Below are 23,607 nucleotides of genomic sequence, written 5' to 3'. Positions count from 1 at the left end.
GGCCCGGTGTCTTGCCAGGCCCTGTCAGCGTTTTGCCAGCCGGCGTGGAAACTCCGGCGGCAGAAAATCCAGGTCCGGATCGTAGTCGGCCTTGAGGTAATCACAAAGCGCCTTGAGGTCCTGGGGCGACAAGGTTCCCACCGCTTGCTTGAGCCGCAGGGTGTCGAGAATGTAGTCATAGCGGCTGTTGTTGTACTGGCGCACGGCGTTGTACAGCTGACGCTGCGCCTCCAGCACATCGACGATATTGCGGGTTCCGACCTGAAAGCCCATCTGCGAGGCCAGCACCGCGCCCTGGTTGGAAATGATCGACTGGCGCCGCGCCTGCACCTGATCGACACCGCTGTTAAGGCCACGATGCAGGTTGCGGGTCTGCTCCACGACCTGACGCCGCAAGCCGTCGTTGAGGGACTCGCGCTGGTTCATCCGCTGGTGGGCTTCGCGCACCTGGGAGCGGGTCTGGCCGCCGCTGAACAGCGGAATATTCAACTGCAGCCCGACCGTGCGCTGCTCGACGTTGCCGCCGTAGCCGTTGCCACGGATATCGCTGTTGCCGTAACCCAGGCTGTCGTTGTCACCGATCTGGTAGCGCAGCACCGCATCCAGGGTCGGCGCGTGCCCGGCCTTACGCGCGCTCAGGGTCTGCTGCGTCGCCTCCAGGGCGAACTGGCTGGCCTGCAGGGTCAGGTTCTGGCGCACGGCGGTGTCCACCCAGCGCCGGGCGTCGTTGGGTTCGGGCAACAGCACCGGCATGTCGTGGCGCAGCCCCTGGATCGCCTGGTACTGCTGATGCGTCAGAGTGTCCAAGGCTTCGAAGGCATCGTCGGTCTGCTTCTGCGCGACGATGCGGTTGGCCCGCGCGGTGTCATGCCCGGCCTGGGCCTGCAGCACATCGGTGCGGTCCGACAGGCCCAGTTGCAAGCCGCGCTCGGCCAGTTGCTGCTGGCGCTTGAGCGCCGCTTCCTCGGCCTTGGCCGCCGCCAGGGCATCCTGGGCCTTGAGCAGGCCGAAATAGGCCTGGGCGCTGTCGAACATGAGTTTCTGCTCGGCGACGGCCAGCTCCAACTGGGCCTGCTGGTCTTCGGCTTGCGCGGCCTTGAGGGTGAACCAGCGATCGGCGCGGAATATCGGCTGGTTCAGCACCGCCTGATAACTGCTGCCACCGCGCCGGGTGTCCTGCCGCGGCTGCTGCAGGGAGGTGCGGGTGGCATTCAGATCGGCGCTGGCGGACAGCGTGGGCAGCAGGCCGGCCCTGGCCTGGGGCACCGCCTCGGCGCGGGCCGCCTGATCGGCCTGGGCCGCCGCCAGCTCGCTGTTGTTCTGCCGGGCATCCAGGTACACCCGCCACAGGTCACTGGGCAGCGCCTGGGGCCGCTGTTGTGACATAGGGGGTGGCACTTGGGGTGGCGGATGCTGTGCTGAGTCTTGTGGCAGGTCTTGCCGAGGCAATGGCACCGCCTGCGCCAGGGGCGCCGCCAGCAGCGGGACGACAAGCAGCCAGCCGGCAAGGGCTCGCTGCCGCGAATTCATGGGTTTGCTCATGGTTGGATCTAACACCGGGAAAAGAGGGAGCCGCAGACAGGAGAGGCTTTGCGCCCCTCCTGTGTTGCTTCTGCGCGGTCAGGTCAGTGAAGGCACCAGCACCGCCTGCGCGGCCTGATGGTTTTTCGGCAGCTGTTCGCGAGCGCCGCCGGTGTCAGCGAAGGCCGCCATGGCCCCGCTGAGCTTTGCCAGGCTGGGGCCCTGGCCATCCGGAGCTGAGTCCAGCTCATTCGCCGCCGAGCTCAGAGCATTCGCCGCCGGCAGCGTCTCGCGCTGGCTCCAGGCCAGCTCGAACACGCTGTCCCGGGCCGATCCGCTCGGGCCAAAGCCCTTGAGCAGCTGCTCGACGCTGAGCATCGACGAATCGCCTTTGAGCTCGATCAGCAAATGCCCATGGGCGGCCGCCTGGTTGCCCAGCACTTGGCGCAGCACCAGGGCCGTGCCATTGCCCGTGTCGGTCAGCTGCACATCCTCACCCTGCCGGCTGACGAGGATGTTCTTGCCATCGGCCACTGGCAGGATCACCCGGTCCAGGGCCAGGCCCGGATCGTCGTTGTCGATGACCACCGTGCGGTAATGCGCCCACATCGCCGGAGTCAGGCGGTAGGTGTCATCCCCGGCACCGCCGTGCAGCACCACACTGTCGGCCCCGGCAATCAACGGCGGCGCCAGATCATCCTGATGACCGTTGCCGCTGGCGCCCTGAAGCAGCAGCGAGGAGCCGATGCGCTCGACATTGGCGTAATGGCCAAGCTGCAGTGCCTTGCCGTCCTTGAGCTGATACAGCGCCTGCTCGGTCGGGCTGTAGACATAGGCCGAGTTCGGCGTCCCGGCGACGACCCCGATAAAGCGCAGGTCGCTGCCCGCAATGCCGTTGCTGGCAAACATCTGCCCACTGGCGATATCGAACCAGCCGCGGCTGGCGCCATCCTGCAAGGTCAACACGCCTTTGGCGCCCCACTGTCCGGCCACGGTCGCCAGGGCCTGGGGCAGATTGCCCAGATGTGCCTGCTGCCAGCCCTTGTCCACGGCCACCAACTGCACATCGCCGTTGTTGCTGCGCAGCAGCACTTCGCCCTGCACGGTGGTCAAGCGCAAGCCGGCATCGACCTGGACTGCCGAGCGCAGTTGCAGCGTGGGCATCCAGTCAATGGCGGCCGGCAATTGGGCCGAGGCCTCAAGCACCTCATCGTTGCCAAACGCGCTCGGCAGTGCCTGTGATGTCAGCGGCGGCTGCAGATAGAGCTTGCCGCTCTCGGGCTCGAACAGCCGGGCACTGCCACTGGCACCGTCGAAGCCGAGAAACTGCAGCGGCTTGTCTTGCAGCGCGGACGCCGCCACCACCACCTGAGCGTTGTGGTACCACACTGGCAGCGCACGCTTGCCGTCGGCAGCCTTGACCCCGAATACCGCCAGGGTGGCGTTACTGCCGGCGACCTCGGCGAGGTCCTTCCACCAGCTACTGCGACCCTTGAGCCAATGCTCGTTGACCGCCTCATAGCTCAGGCGCCCGGTCGCCTCGATCCGCGCCATGCGCCCGTCCTTGGTCACGGCCAGCAGATGGCCGTTGAGATTGAGCACATTGGCCAGGGGCGGCGTGGTCAGGCGCAAGGCGCTTGGCTGGCCGGCATCGAGCACCTGCTGCCCCGGCCCTTCCTGGCGGAACAGCACCTGCTGCGCCTGGCTGTAGAAATAGAACACCTCCTGGCCACCGGGCTGGGCCAGGCTGCCGGCCAACACCAGGTCCGCCGGAATCTTCCAGGCACTTTGCACCTGCCCCGATGCATCGGCACTCGGCGCCTGCCCGGCCGGTGGCGCCAGGTTCGGCTTGATCACCACACCATCGCTGCTGCGCACCCAGTAGCGGTGCGCGACTTTGGCGTTATCCAGGCCAAATACCGTGATCAGCTCTGCCGCGGTCGGCTCCAGCAGGGGCGCGCCCAGGCGGTACACCGGGGTGTCGCGCGGGGCGGTCTGAGCCTCGTAGCCCTTGAGCAGGGTACTGAGCAGGGTCTTGGCGTCCTTGCCATGCTGACCGTTGCTTGCCGACAGTTGCAGCAGCGAGTCATCGCCGACCACCCCCACCAGTTCCATCCGGTCACCGAGGATGCGGAAGCTCAGCTCGGCTTCCCGTTCCTTGAGCTGATAACGACGGGCCAGATACACCGCGTCGCCCTCTTGCCAGAACCGGCTGATCTGGCCGGCGCTCTGGTTGAACGACGGGGCGAACTGCGCATCGACCTTGCCGCTGGCAATGTCGACCCGCCAGGCGGCGGCGTTCTGGGCATCGACGAAGTAGGCATGCTCGCCGATGACCGCGCCCAGCTGGGCGTTGCCGGCCTGTTGCACATCGGTGTCGGTGAACAGCATGCGGTCCTTGGCGACGTCGTAGTACGCCCGACCGACATTGCGCTCACCGTGCTTGTAGTTCTCCACCAGCACGTATTGGCCGTGCAACTGATGGGCCTGGGCCAGGTCCTTGAGGTGCTGTTCGATGCGCTGTCCGGGCACTTGCCATTGGCTGGCGTCTTCCTTGACCACGTCGGTGGTCTGGCCGACAAAATCGACTGCCCGTACTTCGCCCTTGGCGTTGACCAGCAGCACCTCGCCACTTTGGGCCGGATCGAGCCTGACCTTGACCCCGCCCACCAGCAAATGGTCCTTGGCCACCGTGATGCTGTCGCTCTCCAGCTGGCTGCTGTCGATGATCCAGCGTGACCGCTGACTGCCGGCCTCGTTGCTGAGCCTGACCTCGGCGCCTTGGTTGAGACCGATCAGGTATTCGCCGCCGGCGCCCTGGATGTCGTAGCGCAGGTAGCCGTACAGTTCCTTGGGCAGCTGCGGTACGACCAATTGCCGGTTGCGCCCATCCAGCAGCACTTCTACCGGCGTCTCGACGTACTCCTGGTGAATCCTGCGGATCGTCTCCTCGCTCGGGAAGATGTAGAAGTCGTAGTCGAAGCGCCGGTCCTGCTCGAGCCTGCGAATCACATCGAAGCCCGTGTCATGCCGGGTAGTGGCACCCGGCAGGATCATGTACTCGTAGCTGATGTAGGACTTGGGCGTGCCCGGCAGGATCACCGTCCGGCTGTCGCCGTGGTCGAGTTTGGGCGGCTGGGCGCCGTGGCCAATGCCGCTGCGCACCTCGATCGCCTGGGCGCGGTCGTGGATCATCCGCGGAAAGTCGCCAACCCAGAAGAAGTAGTTGATCGCCCCGGAGCCGGTGGAACCGTGATGGGTGCGGTAGATGTACTGGCTGTCGAAACCGACCTCGCTTGAGCGCAGGTCGAGGCGCTTGACCACCGCTCCGGGCAGCGGCACCAGCACCTGCTGTTTCTCGTCATAACGGTAGCCGTTGCCTTGATAGGCCTTGTCCAGGGTATCGAAGTAACGTCCCACCGCCTTGGCGTCTTCGGCCACCGCGCCAAAGGCCTGGGCCAGTGCCGTGAAGCCTACCGCCAGGCCGCCGAGGATCACCCCCGCGCCGCCCAGCACCGCCGCGGTGGTCGAGGCGCCGACCAACCCGGCACCGATACCCGCCGCGCCACTGACAAAACTCGCCGAATCGAACGCCAGTTGGGTGCCGAATACGGCTTTTTGCACATCGTTTTCGGCGTGGGCCAGCTCATAGGCATCCAGGCCGACCATGGCCCCGCCAAACAGCACGCCTGCGCCCTCGTTGACCGTGTGTCCCAGGGTCGAGGCAAAGTCCTTGAGCGAGGACTCGGCGGCCAGGGCCTCGCCGCGCAACGCGGTTTGCACCAGCTGGGTGACCTTGGCCACATCTTGCAGGGTGCCGTGGCCGATCTGCGCCAGGCCCAGGTAGCTATGGATCTTCAGGGCCGTGGCCAGGTCCGGTGACACCACGCCCTGGGCTGCGTCCTTGCGGTTCTTGTCGGCCAACCACTGGATCAGGGTCTGGACCGCAAAGCCCGCGTTCAGGCCGTCCACATGCGCCGCTTCGCTGACCCCGGCGCGGGGCCGGATCTGCCCGTGTTCCAGGGTGAAGTGCTCGCTGAGCACGCTCATGTGCTCATCGACTAAACGACGGAATTCGACAAAGGTGCCGTCGTCGGTGCTCAGCCAGCGGGTCTGCTCGGGCTGGTCACGGTTGATGAACTGCACCCGATAGCCGCCCTCCGGCTGCGCCTCGGTGTTGGCGATGATCGGTATCCACTGGCTGCTCAGCTGGTGCTCCTGGGCCAGTCGAGTGCTGGCGGCATCGAAGCGCGCGCCCCATTGCTCGGCGTCGAAGGTGGTCAGCGCCGCACCCAGGCGCAGGTCCTGGCTGACGCGCTGCTGGGCCCCCACCGCCTGCTCCACCTGACGGCGTTGGCCGATGACGCCGGCCAACTCCTCGGGACGAGACAGATCGGCGACATTCAGCCCGCTGCCCAGCGGCACCTCGGCCATCTTGTGGGTGTCGATCTCGACCAGGTTGAAGGCCGGCTGCGACTGGCTGCCGAACGAGCCGTAGTGCGCCGCCAGTTTGCGACGCACCAGGTGCTGCTCCATGGCCTTGGCCAGGCCCTTGCTGGAATCGAAGGCGAAGATCCCCACGTTCGGGTCATAGAAGTAGTAGCGACGGCCTTCGGGACCCTGGGTACTGCCCACCAGCATCGAGTGGTTCTGGGTGTTGAGGGCAAACATCGAGTCGCTGCTGCTGTTGGCCAGCCGCGCCACCACGTCGGACAACTGGAACTGCCCCAGCGCCTTGGAGGCCTGGACCGCGTCGACATTGGAATGCAGGCGGATCAGGCTGTTCTTGAGCAAGGTCGAGCTGCCGGCCTGGGGATCGGCCGAGGCCAGGAACAGCTTCTGCACCAGGCTGTTGACCCCCGCCTCGCCGCCATTGGCCAGGGCCACGGCCATGGCCCTGACCAGCGGGTAGCAGCGGCCGCCGGAGCGGTCACCCACCAGCGACAGGTAGAAATCCTGGGGCGCCAACTGACTGAAGACACTGCCAGCGCCCTGGAAATCTTCACTGAAGGTCGCGGTCTGGCGCAGCACCTTGTCGATGTATTCGGCCTGGCTGGTTTCGCTGATGCGAGCACTCAAGGCGCCACGCTGCCCAGGCGTGAGCTGACCGTCGAGAAACAGCCGCTTCATTTCCAGGGCCGACTGCTTGCCGTCCAGCCCGGGAATCTTGATCTCGCGGAAATCCCGCACGCCATCGCTGAAGGCCGTGCCCCGGGCCCCGCGCTGATAGGCCTCGGCTATGGCGTAGCGCTCGCCGACGCTGGTGCTGCGCTCATCGCCGCCACCCTGGATCGCCGTGTCGTCGGTGCGCACCACCGCAGCGCTGCCTTGCTGGGCCTGGATCTGCTGCCAGAGCCAGGTCTTTTCCACCGAAGCGGCCTCACGCAATACCGGCTCGTACTGCGCCCGGTAGAAATCCTGGGTGAGGTTGAGCTGCTTGATCTGCTGATCGATCAGGCGCTTGTCGCCCGCCCCGCGCCGCTGCTCCTGGAGTTGATAGCGCTGGTTGCTGAGCTGTTCGATGTCGGCACTGACCTTGGCCTGGACCGCTTCGCGCAGCCGATTCCAGGCGGCAATGGCCGGATGCTCGGCAGAGAAATCGCCGCCGTTGTAGACGCCATCGGCCACCCCTTCGCTGGACACGCCGAACTGGCTCGCGACTTTCTTCAGGTTCTGGTGCACCTGTTCGCGGTACTCGGCGAACTGGGTCCGGTTGCGCTCCTGCACCTGGCTGTCGGCGGTCTGGATGGCAAGCGGCTCTGCCCCCTCGCGCAACTTCGGCCAGACCATCTGCCCTTCGCGCTGGTACTCCTGGCGCTGGAACACCAGTTGCCACTGGCCGTCGACGAATTGCATGTACGCCGCAGCCAGGCCCTCGGCCGTGCCGGCCACCTGGTAGTCCTTGTAGTCGACCGCCATCACCACGTTGTCGTACAGCAGCGAACTGTTGACCCGACCGTCGTGATAGACCCGATAGGTATCGGCGTCCAGGCGGGTCACCACCAGCGAGCAGCCCGACAAGCTACCGGTAAACAGGAAGCTGCCCGGGCGCGCCTGCCGGGGAATGTCCACATAGGCCGGCGCGGCGTTGGCCTGGTTCGGCCCGTTGTAGCCGAGGAAATACGCCGGCACGCTGTCCGCGCTCGCGGCGCTTACGGAGTTGGCGCTGTGCTCGGTGTATTCGAGCTCATACAGCTTGGGCGCGACTTCCACCAACTGCACGTTGCCCTGGGCCGGCAAGCGTCCCGCCTTGACCAGGGCCTCGGCGCTGAGGGTGTGGGTCTGGGCGAACTGCACCGGGTCGGCGGCAAACTGATGAATGTCGGCGCTGCCCTGGCGTGGTTCGAAGCCGGCCTCGAGCCCCACCAATCCGCTCTTGAGTTGCCGGTCCTTGGCGGCCTGCCCCAACAGCGCGGGCAGCGGGCCGAGGTCGGTGAAGCGCGGCGGATGGAACTCCTCGCTCGGCGCCAGGCCTTGATTGACGATGGGCAGGACTCGGGCCATCACCGCGTCGTACAGCTCCCCGTGCAAGGCCTCGCGGCGCCCTTGGGCACGGTAGCGGTCGAAGGTCTGCAGCAGGTCCTGGCCGATGCTGTCCGGCCCCTGGGGCTCATAGCGAGCGGCGACATACAGGGTTTCGAAGAACGAGTGATAGCCGTTGCGGATCATGAAGGCCGCGTTGGCCATCTGGAACTGCCAGTACTGCTTGACGCTCGGCACACTACCGAGCAACTCCGGCAAGGCATTGCTGACGGTCTGGGTGGTCCCGGAGATGCCCCCCACGAACGGGGTGTCCAAATCGTTCATGTAGCGCGTGGCTTCATTGTTCGGGTCGGGACGGAACTGGCTGTAGCTGCGGTACTTGTCGTCCTGGATCAGCAGTGCTTTATCGGTCTGGGCCTGCTCCGGGTGGGTATTGAGGATCAGGTAGGGGTCGGGCTGATTCAGCCGGTTGTTGATCATGACCTTGTCGGCGCCGGTTTTCGGCGTCAGCGCGGCATGGGCATTGACCGGCACCGCAGCCTTGGAAAAGCTGTCGGCCACGGGGCGCAGGGCATGGAACAACGCCTGCTTGCGCAGGCTGCGGCCCTGGTCGCCGGACAACAGCGCCTCGACCGTCGGCCGCAAGGCGCCGTCGGCCGGCGCCAGGCCCTGGGGGCCGCTCAACAACAGGTTCAGCAGTTTGCTGTCCAGGCCGCGCTCCAGCGCCACCTGATCGAAGACATGCACCTTCGGGTTGCCTGGATGCTGCGCGGCGTTGGCGCTGGCCACGCGCTGGGTTTCCACCTCGATCGCCTGGGCGCGCCACTGTTCATACAGCGGTGCCAGCAGCAACTTGGCCTGGGCAATGTCGCTTTGCAGATAGCCGCCTTGCAGGACCTTGCCCAGTGCCTGGCTCTGCACCAGGTTCTGCCCCAGGTCGAACAGCAGCTGATCGTTGTCGTGGCTCTGCCAGACCGACGCGGCGAAGGCCTGTTCCCACAGCACCTTGTTCAGGTTGTTGCCCTTGATATCCCGCAGGCTCGGACGGCTGTGTTGCGCCAGCAGTACCCCGGCCGGGGTGATGTGGTTGCGTTCGAGCAAGCGCGTCAGCTGTTGCACGAAGGTGGCGCGCTCGCTGCTGCCTTCGAACAGCCGGCTGGCCTTGAAGCCCTTGTCGCGCAGTTGTTCCAGGCGCTCGAAAAACGCCGCGTTGTATTGGTACAAAGCCTCGGTCTGAGCCTTGCTCAGGTGGCTGCTGCTGACCTTGTCGCCCTCGACGGTCATCAGGGCAAACGGCGTCGCCGAACGGAAAGCGTCGCCCTGGGGCATTTCCAGCAGGTACTGGTGCTCGGCAAAGCCGACCGAGCGCTCCAGCTCATGAATATTGACGAACAGGCCGTCGCGGTCCGGGTGGTAGCTGTTCTGCCGATAGTCTTCGACACCCAGGGTCTGGAAGCTGCTGAGGTCCGCGTTCTGGTTGATCAGCTCGCTCAAGGCGCTGGCCAGGGGCACTTCGCGGGGCACGCTGGTGCCGGGCGACTGCCCGGAAACCTGAATGCCGACCTGGTTGGGCACCTTGCGATCGACGTTGGTCAACAGCAGCTTGTGGCCGTTGCTCAGCACCTGGGCCTTGAAGCCTTCACGCAGGGAGCTTTCCGACACCAGATGGTTGGCGAAGTACTGCTCGACGAACCCGGTCTTGACCAGCACCGAGCGAATCGGTGCATAGGTCGGCGAGCGCATGGACGGCGGCTCGCTCTTGAGCCGGTACTGTTGCTGCCAGGCCAGGGACCGGGCCGCGGTGCCAAAGGAAAAATTCAGCACGCCGTCGGTGGGCACCACCAGCCGGCCGTGGTCCAGGTAGAAGTCCTTGAAGCGCCCATCGGTACTGGCATTGACCAGTGCCACGTTCATGCGGATGTAACCCGGGCGCTCTTCCATCATCAGCAGTGACAGGTTCACCGGCAGCTCGTCGGAAGCCCGAGGCGGCTTGGCCAGTGCCGCCAGGCTCGCGGCCTGCTGCTGCGGTGCGGCCTTGAGCAAGGCGTTGTAGCGAGTACTCACCTCCTTGTAGGCCTGCAGCTCGGAGAACAGGGTCACGTAGGCCTGACTGAAGGTGGAGTCGGCAACCTGCACGCTCAGGAGCTTCTCCAGGCGGTTGATCCGGCCCTTGAGCTCTTTCTGCTTGGCCGGCGCATCGGCTTGCAGGACCTCGGCCTTGGCGCCACCAGGACTGAGCAGCCGCAGGGCCTTGTTCCAGGTGCTGTCATAGTGGCTGATCGCCGTGTCCTGGCGGCTGTACAACAGGATGTCGCGGTCCAGTTGCTGCTTGTAGGCAAGGGTGGCTGGAGTGTCGGCGATGGCCTTCATTTCTTTGCGGCGTTGTCGCAGCACCTGCAACTGGTCGCCCACCGAGACCGGGTTGTCCTGCATCTGGTAGTGCTGGGCGGCCAGCACGCTCAGGGTGCTCTGCTGCATTTCCAGCAGGCGCTCGCCGACCTGGCCGATGTACTCGGCACGCTCGTCGGCGCTCATGTGGAACCATTCGGTTTGCCGCCCTGCCGTCTTGATCTGTTGGTCGATCAGGGTATTGAGCAGGCGCGTGAAGTCCTTGGACATAAAAGCCATTGCAATGATCCTTTGTCTGTTTTGAGCCGGGCCCTGCGTATTGCGCAGGGCTGCCTATGGATATGCGGAGTGGGGAGACATGACGGGTGGCTGAGTCCTCCTGCCGTGGGTGGGGTCAATCCTTCATCTGCAGTGCCCATTGCCGGGCATACACGCCGTCCAGGGCGAGCAGCTGTTGATGTGTGCCTTGTTCGAGCACCCGGCCCTGATCGATGACCAGAATCCGGTCCGCGTGGCGCAGGGTGTTGAGGCGATGGGCGACACTGATCACCGTGCGGCCGCGGACGATGCCCTGCAGATTGGCCATCACCGCCGCTTCCGACTCGTAGTCCAGGGCACTGGTGGCTTCGTCCAGCAACAGGATGCCGGGGTTGGTCAGCAGGGCCCGGGCCAGGGCAATGCGTTGCCGCTGGCCGCCGGAGAGCTGGCCGCCCCGCTCGCCCACCTCGGTCTCGTAGCCTTGGGCCAGGGCCTCGATAAAGGACGCCGCCCCGGCCAGACTCGCAGCGTGCTGCACTTCGGCATCGCTGGCCTGAGGCCGGCACAGGCGGATGTTCTGGGCAATGCTGCCGGCGAACAGCACGCTCTCCTGGAGCACCACGCTCATGTTGCGGCGCAGGGCCACCGGGTCGGCGATGGCCAGGTCGATGCCGTCCACCAGCACCCGGCCGTGCTGGGGCACATAGAGGCGCTGCAGCAGGCGGGTCAGGGTCGACTTGCCGGAACCGGAGGGCCCGGTAATGCCGACGAACTCGCCCGGCTGGATCTCCAGATCCAGCTGGCGCAGCACCTCCTGGCCGTCTTCTTCGTAGCGAAAGCGCACGCCCTGGAAGCTCACGGCGCCCTGCAACGCCGGCACCGAGGCCAGACCGCCGCTACCGCTTTCACAGTCGCTGTCGAGAATGTCCCCCAGGCGGCGCAGGGAAATCAGCGTGTGCTGAAAGTCCTGCCAGACCTGGGCCAGGCGCAGGATCGGCTCCACCACATGCCCGGCCAGCATGTTGAAGGCCACCAGCTGACCGGGGCTCAACTGGCCGTCCAGCACCAGCATTACGCCCCACCAGAGCAACAGCGCCGCGGTCAGCTTCTGGATCAGGCCGATGCCCTGCCCGGCCCAGATGCCGACGATGCGGGTGTGGAACGCCGCCCGCACATAGGCCGCCAGTTGGCGCTGCCATTGCTGCTGGAAGGCGCTTTCGATGGCCCCGGTCTTGATGGTCTCGATGCCGCTCACGGTCTCGGTGAGAAACGCCGTGTTGGCCGCATTCAACTCGTATTCGCGCAAGGCCCGGCTGCGCAGCAAGGGCCCCACGCACAGCCAGAAAAGGAAATACAGGGCCAGGGAACCCACCACCACCCAGGTCAGCAGCGGTGCATAGCTGTACATCACGGCGATGAACAGCCCGCAGAACGCCAGGTCCAGCACCAGGGTCAAGGCCGAGCCGGTGAGAAACTGGCGGACCTGCTGCATCTCGCCGACCCGGGCGATGATCTCGCCGCTCTGGCGGCGCTGGAAATACTCCAGCGGCAACTGGATCAGGTGCTGGTACAGGCGCGCGGACAACTCGGCGTTGATCTTGCTCGCCACATTGCTGAACAGCCAGGACCGCAACAGGCCGAACAACGGCTCGAACAGCGCCAGGGCCAGCATGGCGATCCCCAGCACTTGCAGGCTCGACAGGCCGCGACTGACCAGGACCCGGTCGATGATGTTCTCGAACAGCAGCGGCGTGACCAGCGCCACCCCTTGCAGCATCAGCGACACCAGCAGCACGCTGCGAAACTGGCGCCCATGCTTGAGGATCGACGGCAGGAACCAGGAGACGCCGAAACCACCGGTCTTGAGTTGCACGTGTCGCTCGGCCAGCAGCAGCACCTCTCCCGTTCGCTGATCCTGGCCCTGCCAGAGCGTCGCCAGCTCCTGGCGCGACAGGCTCTGGCATTGCCCCTGCAGCGGCCAGAACACCCGGACCTGCTCGCCCTCCACCGCCTCCAGCACCGCCCAGCCGTGAGTGGTGTTCAACAGTGCCGGCAGCGGCAGGTGATGCAGGCGCTGCACCCGGCTCTGCACCGCCCGTGCGCGCAGGCCGATCCAGCCGGCGCAGCGCCGCAGGTCAAGGCTGTCGGCCGGACCTTCAACCCGTCCCAGGCGGTGAGTCAGTTGCGCCACGCTGATGTTCAGGTCGAAGCGCCGGGCGGCCCAGGCCAGGGCGTGCAGGCCGGTGTCGAGCAGCGTCGCTGAGGGTTCGCAAGCGGCATCGAAAGCGCGGGTCATGTTCAACGCTCCCGCAACGCTTCGGACTGATACTCACGAATCGGGCTCAGCAGGTAATTGATCACCCGCCGCTCGCCGGTGCGAATCTCGCCGGTCACGCTCATCCCCGCCTGCAAGGGCATCCAGCCCTGCCCCGCGGCAATGGCCGCACGCTCCAGGCGAATCCGCGTGGGGAACACCAGCCCCAGCTGTTCGTCCTTGATGGCATCACCGGAGACATGCTCCACCGTGCCGCGCAAGGTGCCGTAGCGGGTGTAGGGAAACGCATCCACCTTGATCTCCACAGGCTGACCGGCCCTGACGAAGCCCACGTCCTTGTTCAGCACCATGACCTCGGCATCCAGCTCGGCCCCTTCGGGCACGATCACCAGCAACTGTTGCGCCGCTTGCACGGCGCCGCCCAGGGTATGCACCGCCAGTTGCTGGACCACGCCGTCCACCGGTGCCAGCAGGGTTTGCAGGCGCTGGCGGTCGCGGCCGCGAATCAGTTGCTGCTCAAGCACCGCGATCTCCTGTTGGGTGCGGTTGAGCAATTCGTGCTGCTCGCGCTGGGTCCTGGCCAGGAAGCTGTCGCGCTGCTCGCGACGGTTCTGCGCCTGGGCCTTGAGCACCTGCAGCTCGGCCTGTTGCTGGGCCAGCGAACGCTCGACTTCCAGCTGCTCCTTTTCCTGCTCAAGCAACTCGACCATCGGCATCAATTGTTCAGCCGCCATCGCCCGGCGTGCATGGAGCCGTTTGCGCACATTGCTGGACAGCTTGCCCAGGGCGCTGATCTCGCTGCCCCGGGCCCGCTGATTGGCCTGGTTGATGGCGATCTCGGCGTTGAGGCTGTCCAGGTTGGCGCTGATTTCCTTCCAGGTGCTCAGCAGTTGCTCCCGGGCCGCTGCTACCTGCTGTGCATCCAGGCCCGCCGGCGCCTGATAGCTGTGCAAGGGCTCCGGGGTCAGCAGTGCGCGGGCCCGGGCCAGCTCCAGACGCTTGAAGTCCAGTTGCGTGCGCAACTCGCTCAGTTCGGCGTCGATGCCAATCGGGTTCAGCGCCACCAGCACCTCGCCGGCCTTGACCCGCTGGCCGTCACGTACGTGGATGGCCCGGACTTCACCCGCCTCGTGGGCCTGGATCACCTTGGTGTAGCTGGAGACCATGAGGCGCCCGGCGGCGCTGGCATGAATGTCGAGAAAACCGAAGATCGCCCAGCCCAGGGCCAGCAGGATCGCCAGGATCAGCAGCAGCGCCGTGCAGCGCGCCCAGGGCGCCGGTGGCCGCTCGACAATTTCCAGGTAGCCGGGCTGGAACTCGTACTCGTCGCGGCTGCGCTTGAGCCGCGTCCGCGCATCACCCAGGCGCTGCCAAACGCGGCGCCAGCGAGACAACAGCGTGCCGAACATCATGACGCCTCCTTGCTCAGCGCCTGCTGCAACGCCCACAGGCGCGCGTAGCAACCGCCGTTGGCCAAGAGTTGCTGATGGCTGCCGGATTCGCTGATACGCCCCTGTTCCAGGGCGATGATGCGTTGGCAATGCCGTACCGCAGACAGCCGATGGGCAATGATGATCACCGTGCGTCCCTGGGCAATGCTCGCCATGTTGTCCTGGATCAGCGCCTGGGATTCGTCATCCAGAGCGCTGGTGGCTTCGTCGAAAATCAGCAGGCGCGGGTCGCCCATCAGTGCCCGGGCAATGGCGATGCGTTGCCGCTGGCCACCGGACAACGAGCTGCCGGCTTCGGCCAGCACGGTGTCGTAGCCCAGGGGCAGGCGCAGGATGAAGTCATGGGCACCGGCCAGGCGCGCTGCGGCAATCACGCTTTCCAGGGAGGCCGTGGGATGGCGCAGGGCGATGTTGTGGCGCACGCTGCGGTTGAACAGGTAGTTCTCCTGGAGCACCACGCCAATCTGGCTGCGCAGCCAGGCCGGCTGCAACTGATCCAGGGGCAAGCCGTCGATCAGGATGCGCCCGCCATCGGGGGTGTAGAGTTTCTGCAGCAGGCGGGTCAGCGTGCTCTTGCCGGAGCCGGACGGCCCGACGATGCCCAGGGTCTGCCCGGCGGCGATATGCAAGTCCAGGCCGCGCAGCACCCACGCAAGTTCCGGACGGTAGCGGAACACCAACTGTTCGATGCGCACTTCGCCACGCAATGCCTGAGTCGGGCGCAAATCCCCCTCGGCCTGCTCCACCGGCAGGTTGAGCATGTCGCCCAGCTTGTCCACCGACACCCGCACCCGGACGAACTGCTGCCAGACCTCGATCAGCTTGGCCACAGGCTGGCTGACGTGGGACAGCATCATGTTGAAGGCAATCAACTGGCCGATGCTCATCTGCAGGTCGATGACACGGCTTGCGCCCCAGCAGATCACCGCCACCGCGGTGACTTTCTGCAACAGCATCACGCTCTGGCTGATGGCGCTGCCCAGGGTCTGGCTGGCAAACCCGGCCTCGACCATTTGCGCCGTCTGCGACTCCCAGCGACGCTGCATGCGCGGCTCCACCGCCAGGCTCTTGATGGTTTCGCTGCTGCTGACGCTTTCATTGAGAAAGGCGGTGTTGCGCGCCGCGCTGTAGAACTGGCGCTCGATGCGCTTCTCCAGCGGGCCGGTGCTGAACCAGGCCAGCAGCGCATACAGCGGCAGGGTCAGCAGCACCAGCAGGGTCAATGGCCAGGAAATCCAGGCCATGACCGCAAAGAACACCAGGGTGAAGGCCACGTCGACACACAGGGTCAGCAGCGAACCGGTGAGGAACTCGCGGATGCTGTCCAGCTCCTGGACCCGGGTGATGATCGCCCCCACCTGGCGTTGCTTGAAGTACAGCAACGGCAAGCCCAGCAGATGGCGCAAGAGCTTGACCCCAAGGCCGATGTCGATGCGATTGGCGGTGTGCGCCGCCAGGTATTCACGCAAGCCCTTGAGCAGCACCTCGAACAGGCCCACCAGCACCAGGGTCAGCACCAGCACGTCGAGGGTCGACAGCGCCCGGTGCACCATGACCTTGTCCATCACCGCCTGGAAGAACAGCGGCGTCGCCAGGGCCAGCACCTGCAGCAACAGCGAGCACAGCAACACTTCGCCGAGTATCCGCCGGTGGCGCAGCAGCTCCGGTACGAACCAGGACAGATCGAAGCGCAAACCGCTCTGGCGCAGGCGAATCACCTCCCCGCTCCACTGCTCGGCCAACTGCTGGCGATCGAGCATGTCCGGGGTCGGCATTGAAGGTCGCTGCACCAGCGCGTGGGTGTCCGAGAGCCGCGCCAGCAGCATGAATTCGCCGCTGTGGTTGCGCCAGACCAGGGGCAGCATCTTCGGCGTCAGTCGGGCCAGCGCCAGGCGCTCCAGGCGCAGATCAACGCCGGCGTTGCGCGCATAGTCCCTGAGGGCCTGGCGCAGGTCCGACGAGAGGGGCTGCTCCTGGGATGGCGGCTGCGCAGCTGGCGGTAGGCGTTCCTGGGTCAGTTGCAGCAGCAGATGGCAACAGGCCAAGGCTGAGTGAACGGCCGTATCGGCCGCGGATGAGGTGGCAGACAGCGTCGTCATAGCGGCGCGTCCGCTGAAAACAGGCTGCGGGGTGGTGCAATAGTGACTGGCATAGACCGCTCGTTGCTTGCTCCAGGGAGCGTGGAGGCACGAACGCAGTCTGAGTCAGCCAATTGCGAATGATAATCAGCAGTTTGATTGAAGCGTTTTAACTAAAACTTAAGGCTGTCCCCTAAATCCCCTGCATGCCCAGGCTGCGCATGCAGAGGGACCTGGTCCCAGGCTAGCGAGGCTACTGATACAGCGCTGCCCACGGCTGTTCAACCTGAGTGTCAGCGCGTAGCAGTCGCTGCCCTCACCGGTTGCGCCAGCCCTGAACCGTGATGGCAATCAGCGGTCAAAATAATCCGTCAAATCCATCCATCTCTGCACATAACCCTCTAATCTTGGCGGCACGTTTTGCAGGTCGTTGCGGTCGGTCTTTGTAGGTGTCGAATACGCAGCGTTAATCCGAGAGCATGAAATGCCACTGTCTGTTGAGTTACTGCCATGACTCATGCGAGTCAAACGTTGCGCCAGCGGGGGGCGCTGATCCTGACGACGCTGCTCGCGCTGATGGTCTGGGGGCCCGCAGTGTCTGGCGCAGAGTCCCGTAGCTTCGACCTGTACATCGCCGAAGCGCCGCCTCTATCGATGCTGGACCAGTCCGGCCTGCATGGCATCGTCGGCGACGCGACACTGGAAGCGGCGACCCGGGCCGGATATACGCTGCACTTTGTCGAAGTGCCTTGGGCACGAGCCCAGCAAAGCGTACGCAAAGGCGTCGACAAGCTGATCATCCCGCTGTCGCGCACGCCAGAAAGAGAGGCTGATTACACCTGGATCGCGCCCATCATGACCATGGACAGAGCGTTTTTCAGCCTCGATAAACGCGTCCAGAGCATGCAGCAGGCACGGGAAACCTTTGCCCGTATCGCCGTTGGCCGAGGCAGCGCCCAAGAGCAAAAACTGCGGGCAGAGGGCTTTAGCGATGCCCAGATCTATCCGTTTGAGATTGGTGAGAATCCGGCGCAATTGCTGCTGATGGGGCGCGTCGATGCCTGGTTCAACGGCATTCCTGAAACGCAAGCTATCTGGCGCAAGCTGTCAAACAAGACGTTGCAGGTCAGTCCGTCCTTGATGAAGACCGATCTGTATCTGGCCTGCTCCAGACAGTGCGATGCGCTGCTCGTGCGCCACTTGCGGGCGGCAGTCGAGACACTGCGCAAGGACGGCACGCTGGAGCGGATAAAAAACGCTTACCTGAAAGAGCCGTGATCCGTTGCCCCGGCGCTGGTCAATCAGCACCTCGCGCCAGGGGTCAACTCACGCAGTGCACAGCAGCACCTCGGCCCTGTACCAGGCTTGCGCTGGCGTCATGACTGCGAGCCTGGAGGGGCCGTGCACGCCTCAACGCGAGAGCATGAAGGTCTCGTACTCCAGGTCATCCAGCGCCGTCGACAGCCGCGCCAGCCCCAGCAATACGCAGATCAGCAGCGACAGGGTAAAGCCATAACCGAAGTAGCTCGGCCCCAGGTGCAGGCTCAGCAGGGTCAAGGCGGCGTTGAGGGCGACGAAGAACAGGCACAGCTCCAGCACGATTGCGCGTTTGTCGAGGTAGAAAAACACGTTGAGGATCGCCATGAACACCACCTGGATGCTCACCCCGATCAGGTCGATGTAGAACAGCGGCAGGTAATAACTGGACATCCCCAGCCACTCCAGCAGGCGCGGACCGAAAAGAAACAGCAGCACCACCGTCAGCCCCTGGACCTTGCAGATTTCCAGCAGGCCCTGGCGGATCGAGAAGGTCATCTCGGCTTTCAGCGAGCCGATATGCTGCAGGGTCTCGCCGTCGCGCACCGCGCGAAACAGCCGGTCGTACCACTCGGCGAAGTCGGTTTCGATCCTGACCAGAAACACCGCCATGCCGGGAATGATCGCCAGGTAGGCGAGGAAGATCGGCAAGTCGTAGAGGATCGAGGCGCGCATCGGCCCGATCACCTGGCTGGAGGTGTCCGGGTTGAACCAGAAGATGAACTTGTCGATCCAGATGCCCAGGTTGTAGCAAAACCCGGTCAACAGCAGGCTGAGGAACACCTGGCGCCGGTCGAGGAAGTCGAAGGCCACCAGCTTTTCCGCCCGGTACTCGCGCAGGATGTCGTAGAGAAACAGGAACAACAGCGAGCTATGCCCCAGCAGCAACGCCAGCAACAAGCCTTCCATGCCCATGTGCCGCAGGAAGAATGCGCTGCCGACCATCAGTCCGTAGCCCACCAGCATCACCAGCAGGATGCGGTTATAGGCCTTCATCCCCGAGAGAAAGATGATCACCAGCCACAGGTTGCACAGCACCACGAAGTTGGCCAGGGTCAGCAGGCGGTAGAGCAGCGGCTGGTCGAACAAGGAGCTCAACAGCACGATGCCCAGCACCCCGGAGCCCAGTGTCACCAGCAGCAGTACACCCACCAGGTTCGGCAGGATCTGCTCGTACTTGCGCTCGAACAGGCGGTCGGAGACAAAACGGGTGAAGAACAGCTGCAAACCGCCGGTGAGGATCAGCGACGTGGCCATCAGGTAGGTCACGGTGATCAGGAACTGGCGGATCAACACCTCCGGAATCACCAGCCCCAGGCTGATGACCCCCACCAGCATCACGCTGAGAATCGACAGCACCCAGGGTCCGGAGCTGATCAGCCCGGCATAGACATAGGCGTGCAGCGTCGCCGTGTAGGAGTCGCGGGAGAGAATCTTGCGCAGTTCAAAACCGATGCCGGCCATTTACACAGCCTCCTTGTGTGCGGTGCCCATGGCGGTGTCATACAGCGCGCGATAGCGTTCGATCATCAGGGTTTCGCTGTAATAGCGGTGCACCCGCAGCAAACCGGCGGCCTGGGCGGACTTCCAGCGTTCGGGACTGCGCAGCAGGTCGATGATCGCCTGGGACGTGGCCTGGGGGTCGGCGATGGCCACCACTTCCCCGGCCAGCCCCAGATCGCGGTCGGCCGCCTCGCCGCCCTCGATCAGCTCACGGCAAGAGCCCACGTCGCTGCTCACCACCGGCGTGCCGGCGGCCCAGGCTTCGAGAATCACCAGGGGCTGGGCCTCGCTGATGGAGGTCAGCACCATCAGGCCCAGTTGCGGCAGGATGTCCTGGATCTTCTGGAACCCGAGGAACAGCACCTTTTGCTCCAGGCCGAGACTGGCCACCAGGCTGCGACACTCGGCGACGTACTCGGGGTCTTCCTCTTCCGGCCCGACGATCCAGCCTTCGACCTGGGGCATGACGCTGACCACCCCGCGCATGGCCCGCAGGAAGGTCTTTACGTCCTTGATCGGCACCACCCGGCCGATCAGCCCGACCACCGGAGCGATGCCGTCGGCCCGGGACTCAAGGGCCTGGGTCCAGACGTCCAGGTTGATGCCGTTGGGAATCACCTGGGTGCGCTCGGCCGGCGCGCCGTCCTTGATCTGGCGCTGGCGGTTGCCGTCGTACAGGGCAATGATCTGGTCGGCGCTTTCGTAGACCAGATGACCGATGCGCTCGAAGAAGCGCACCCAGAGCATGCGGATGTAACCGGAGCCTGCGTCCATGCTGTCGTTGAGCGCCTGATTGCTGCTTTCAGCGATCCAGCTGGCTTGAGCCAGGTCGATCTTGCGCTCCTTGGTGTAGATCCCATGTTCGCTGAGCAGCAACTGGCAGCCCCACAGCTGCTTGAGAATACAGCCCACCAGCCCGGCATAACCGGTTGAAATCGAGTGCAGGACCCGGGCCCGCGGCATGTGCCGGGCAGCATCGGCGAGCATCAGCAACGGCGACTGCATGGTGCGCAGGGTCCAGAAATAGTTGACGAAGGACGGATCGGCACAGTGCTGTTCGTAACCTTCGGTCAGCGCCTCCCAGCTGGGACGACTGTAAAGCACGTCATCCAGGGTGATACGCGCCTGGGCCAGTGAATCGAGCACGCCAATGCCCAGCTCGGCGGCCGGTTTCTCCGGGTTGTGCAGGTAACGGTACAGGTTGCTCAATTCCTCCAGGGACGCCGTGTGGGCAACCCGCTTGTGCTTGGGATTGCGCCAGGCCTCCTCCAGATACACTTCTTCGATGTGCACCACGTTGGCCGGGATCTCGTAGCGGCGCTGACCGTAGGCTTCGCGCTGCCCCCCAATGAACAGCACGGAAAAGGTCAGTTGCGGCAGACCGAGGATCATCTGATGAATCCAGCTGGACACACCGCCGCGCACATAAGGCCAGGTGCCCTCGAGCAACAGGCAGACATCGGCAATGGGCGTTGGGTTGACGGCGGTTTTCATGTCCAGGTCCTTACCAGCCCGGCAAAGGGCGGACGTTGTTGCATCTGCGGCGGCAAGCTTTTGAGCAGCGCGGGAATCTCTGAATAGTTGCCGGTTTCAAAGGCGATCTCGGCCCGAAACGGCAAGACCTTGGCCGGGTCCATGCCCGCTTCCTGGGCCTGGTGCATGTGCAGTCGCGCCTTGCCGATGTCGCCCCGCTCAAGGGCGATACGCCCGGCCAGCAACAGCAACTCGCCGCCCTCTCCCGCCTCCAGCGCCAGCTCGGCATGCTCGCCGGCTTGCCCTAGCACGTGCTGCTGGACGCTGCCCTGGGCCAGGCCCAGGTAGGCCAGCTCCCAGTACCAGCGCGCCAGGGTGGCATGCAAGGCGCCGGCCTTCTTCGGCGCGGCACCGGGCAACTGTTCGAGGGCGGTCTGGATGCGCTGGTTGATGTCGGTTTCCTGCTTGTCGAGCATCGAATAGGCCAGCAGGCGGACATCGTCGCTGGGATCTCCCAGGGCCAGCTTGAGGATCGGCACCGCTTCCTTGCCCGGCATCTTGCGGGTGGCGAGCAGCGCTGCCAGGCGCTGGTCGGGGTCCGGGGCGTGGCGCAGCACATCCTGCAAGCCGCTGTCGCCGAAGGTCGGCGAATGCAGATGGGTCTGGGCGCGAAACGGCAGTTCGGGAATGCCAACCGCCTGCCACATCTGCGTCTCGCGCTTGCGCGGCAGATACAGCGCCGGAAAGATCGCGGCAATCACCCCGACCGAGCCCAGCAGCGGTACAAAGAACGCCAGGCTGAAAATGAACAGCGGGCTCCAGGGCAACGGCCGGCGATAGCGGGCCGGCAGCAGCAGCCACACCGCCGCCGTCAGCAGGCCGCAGGCGATACCGTGGGACATTGCATACAGCAGCGCGATCTGCAGGTCGGGCAATTGAGTCGTCAGACTGGCCCAGCTCCCCACCTCGAAAAACAGCGCTCCGCTAAACAGCCACTTGCTGATCATTCAGGCCACACTCGTTGTACAGGAAGTTACGCAGCCCATCGCGTTGCCGGGCCGACTCCAGGTCGTAAGGCAGCACCGTGACCCCCAGGCTGGCCAGGTCCACGTTCATGCCGAAGTGCTCGTGAACCAGCTTGCCCAGGCGCGCCAGGTAGCCTTGGGCGCCCTCGGCACTGGTCAATGGCAACAGCACCAGCAACAGCCCGTGCCCGCGCCCGTTGACCAGGCTCAGGTGCAGGTCCAGCCCGCGCTGGCTGCGCTCGAACAGCCGCGCCAGTTCATCGTTGGGCTGGGTCAGTTCAAAGGCGTAGAGGCATCCGGACAGACCGTGTTGCTCGACATCCACCAGCGAACGCTTGAGCTGGCGGGTGAAGTGCTGGGCGTCGGCGTTTTCCAGCTGCAGTACCTGTGAATCCGGGTGCAGCAGGTCGGCGATATGCCCGGCCAGCAGCGCCAGCAGGCTGAGGGTGCGCTCCTGGAAGGCAAAGAACGGCATCTGCCGCACCGCGAGAATCGCCAGCACCCGCCCCTGGGTATCGACCAAGGGAATACAGGCCTGCAGGGACGACACCGACGCCTGCCCGCCGCTGTCGAGCAGCTCTTCACGCACACTCACCAGCTCTTCGCGCTCCAGGCACAAGCGCACCAGCAGGTCCTGGTTGTCCAGGGGGCCCATGGTCCCGGTGGAGGCCAGCAGCGTCAGGGTGGGAGGCGCGCTACCGGCCTGCTCCACACGGTACAGCCCGGCCACCCGCAACGAGCCGTACTGGCCCAGCAGGGTCAGCACCGGCTCGGCCAGCAGGGTCAGCGAATCATCGCCATTGGGCACCGCACGCAGGCGCTCGCGCAGGCCCAGCAAGGAACTGCGCAGGCTCTGGTCGCTGCCGGCCAGACGCTGCTCCAGGCGATCATGGGACACCCGCAGGATCTGGTGCGCCCGGGTGAAGTCGTCGAGTCGGTACTGGCGATACTCGTTGGCCATCTGCAAGCGCAACAGGCGCCGCTCCCACAGGTCGCGCACCTCGCCCACGAGCATGCCGCAGACCAGCACGCCGACGATGTAGGACGAAGCGATAGGCGCGTAAGCCTCCAGCCCCGACTGACGCAGGATGAAGAACGCCGCCACCAGCAGGCTGGCGCTGATCAGGCCGCGGACAAAGCCGTAGCGCACGCCCAGCAACAACGGCGCCAGCACCGGCCAGGGGAACTCGGCCTGTACTTGCAGCGGGTCCTGCGGCGTCAGCCACAGCCCCAAGCCGATGACCAGCCCGGTCACCAGGAATGTTTCCAGCCATGACGCCGGACCGCTGGCGCGGGGCGCCAGCGCGTAGTCCATGTGTGGAGAGCTCATGACAGTCACTCGATCCTAAGGCCACCGACAAGCTTGTCGAGCACCTTCTGCGCTGCGCCAGCCAGGCTTTCACGAGACCAGCCGGCACGGGCGCCACTATTGCTCCAGAGCACTTTGCCGGTGCCCGCCTCGACCACCCGCAGGCTGATGCCCACCGCCGGCTCGCCATCCAGGCCATTTTTGTACTGCCACTCTTCAACACTGCCGGACACCACATAGTCGAGCTTCTGCTCGCGGGCCCAATCCATGGCACCGGCCAGACGCTCGTTGTCGTCGAGCAAGGCCTGCTCGCCCTGCCCCGGCGCGCCGCTGTAGACCTGGGGTTGCAGGCCGCGGCTGCTCAGCACGCTGAGCAGAATCTGCTCACTGCGCTCCCCGGCCTGGGGCGTCTGGGAATAGTTGACCAGCGGCAACACGCCCCAGCGCGCACTCTTGGACAGTTCAGGGCTGTCTTGACCGGTAAAGCTGGTGCAGCCGGCCATCAGCAAAGCGGCCATCGCCAGACTCACGCAACGAATGGATTGCATAAGGTTCACTCCTCTTT

Annotated in this window: 11 protein-coding genes; 1 reads left to right on the top strand and 10 read right to left on the bottom strand. The window is 65.0% G+C overall.

Going from position 1 to position 23,607, the window contains the following annotated elements; translation table 11 throughout:
* Nucleotides 1-24: 24 nt before the first annotated feature.
* The 5 genes from LOY69_RS15070 to LOY69_RS15050 form a co-directional block, all read right to left on the bottom strand.
* The gene (locus LOY69_RS15070) at nucleotides 25-1,542 is read right to left on the bottom strand and encodes a TolC family outer membrane protein (RefSeq protein WP_265074858.1); all 1,518 of its coding nucleotides are present in this window, start codon (nucleotides 1,540-1,542) and stop codon (nucleotides 25-27) included.
* 78 nt (nucleotides 1,543-1,620) lie between these two features.
* Complete coding sequence (locus tag LOY69_RS15065) at nucleotides 1,621-10,632, bottom strand: TcdA/TcdB pore-forming domain-containing protein (protein ID WP_265074857.1); 9,012 nt, start codon at nucleotides 10,630-10,632, stop codon at nucleotides 1,621-1,623.
* 115 nt (nucleotides 10,633-10,747) lie between these two features.
* The gene (locus LOY69_RS15060; protein ID WP_265074856.1) at nucleotides 10,748-12,907 is read right to left on the bottom strand and encodes a type I secretion system permease/ATPase; all 2,160 of its coding nucleotides are present in this window, start codon (nucleotides 12,905-12,907) and stop codon (nucleotides 10,748-10,750) included.
* Between the two features lie 2 nt (nucleotides 12,908-12,909).
* Nucleotides 12,910-14,298 carry an HlyD family type I secretion periplasmic adaptor subunit gene (locus tag LOY69_RS15055; RefSeq protein WP_265074855.1) on the bottom strand — a complete coding sequence of 463 codons (1,389 nt, stop codon included), beginning with the start codon at nucleotides 14,296-14,298 and terminating at the stop codon, nucleotides 12,910-12,912.
* Entirely contained in the window at nucleotides 14,295-16,436 is a 2,142-nt protein-coding gene (locus LOY69_RS15050; RefSeq protein ID WP_265074854.1) for a type I secretion system permease/ATPase, read from the bottom strand. Before LOY69_RS15050 ends, LOY69_RS15055 begins: the two co-directional genes overlap by 4 nt.
* A 489-nt stretch (nucleotides 16,437-16,925) precedes the next feature.
* On the opposite strand from LOY69_RS15050, the gene LOY69_RS15045 reads away from it, so the two are divergent.
* Complete coding sequence (locus tag LOY69_RS15045; protein ID WP_265074853.1) at nucleotides 16,926-17,693, top strand: substrate-binding periplasmic protein; 768 nt, start codon at nucleotides 16,926-16,928, stop codon at nucleotides 17,691-17,693.
* Between the two features lie 132 nt (nucleotides 17,694-17,825).
* Here LOY69_RS15045 and pelG read toward each other — a convergent pair whose 3' ends face one another.
* From pelG to LOY69_RS15020, 5 genes are read right to left on the bottom strand one after another with little or no spacing between them, the layout of a single operon-like run.
* Complete coding sequence (pelG, locus tag LOY69_RS15040; protein ID WP_110595666.1) at nucleotides 17,826-19,196, bottom strand: exopolysaccharide Pel transporter PelG; 1,371 nt, start codon at nucleotides 19,194-19,196, stop codon at nucleotides 17,826-17,828.
* A complete protein-coding gene (gene pelF / locus LOY69_RS15035) occupies nucleotides 19,197-20,729 on the bottom strand; it encodes a GT4 family glycosyltransferase PelF (RefSeq protein WP_110595665.1) in 1,533 nt (510 codons plus the stop codon).
* Nucleotides 20,726-21,715: a tetratricopeptide repeat protein gene (locus tag LOY69_RS15030; RefSeq protein ID WP_102865061.1), complete on the bottom strand. Its 990-nt coding sequence runs from the start codon at nucleotides 21,713-21,715 to the stop codon at nucleotides 20,726-20,728. The genes pelF and LOY69_RS15030 overlap by 4 nt, the downstream gene beginning before the upstream one ends.
* Entirely contained in the window at nucleotides 21,693-23,063 is a 1,371-nt protein-coding gene (locus tag LOY69_RS15025) for a PelD GGDEF domain-containing protein (RefSeq protein ID WP_110595664.1), read from the bottom strand. The genes LOY69_RS15030 and LOY69_RS15025 overlap by 23 nt, the downstream gene beginning before the upstream one ends.
* A 5-nt stretch (nucleotides 23,064-23,068) precedes the next feature.
* A complete protein-coding gene (locus tag LOY69_RS15020; RefSeq protein WP_102865063.1) occupies nucleotides 23,069-23,590 on the bottom strand; it encodes a penicillin-binding protein activator LpoB in 522 nt (173 codons plus the stop codon).
* Nucleotides 23,591-23,607 lie beyond the last annotated feature (17 nt).

Source organism: Pseudomonas sp. B21-059 (assembly GCF_026016285.1).
Lineage (GTDB): Bacteria > Pseudomonadota > Gammaproteobacteria > Pseudomonadales > Pseudomonadaceae > Aquipseudomonas > Aquipseudomonas danubii.
Note: the sequence above shows the minus strand (reverse complement) of the source record. Positions and strands in the feature narration are given on the sequence as shown.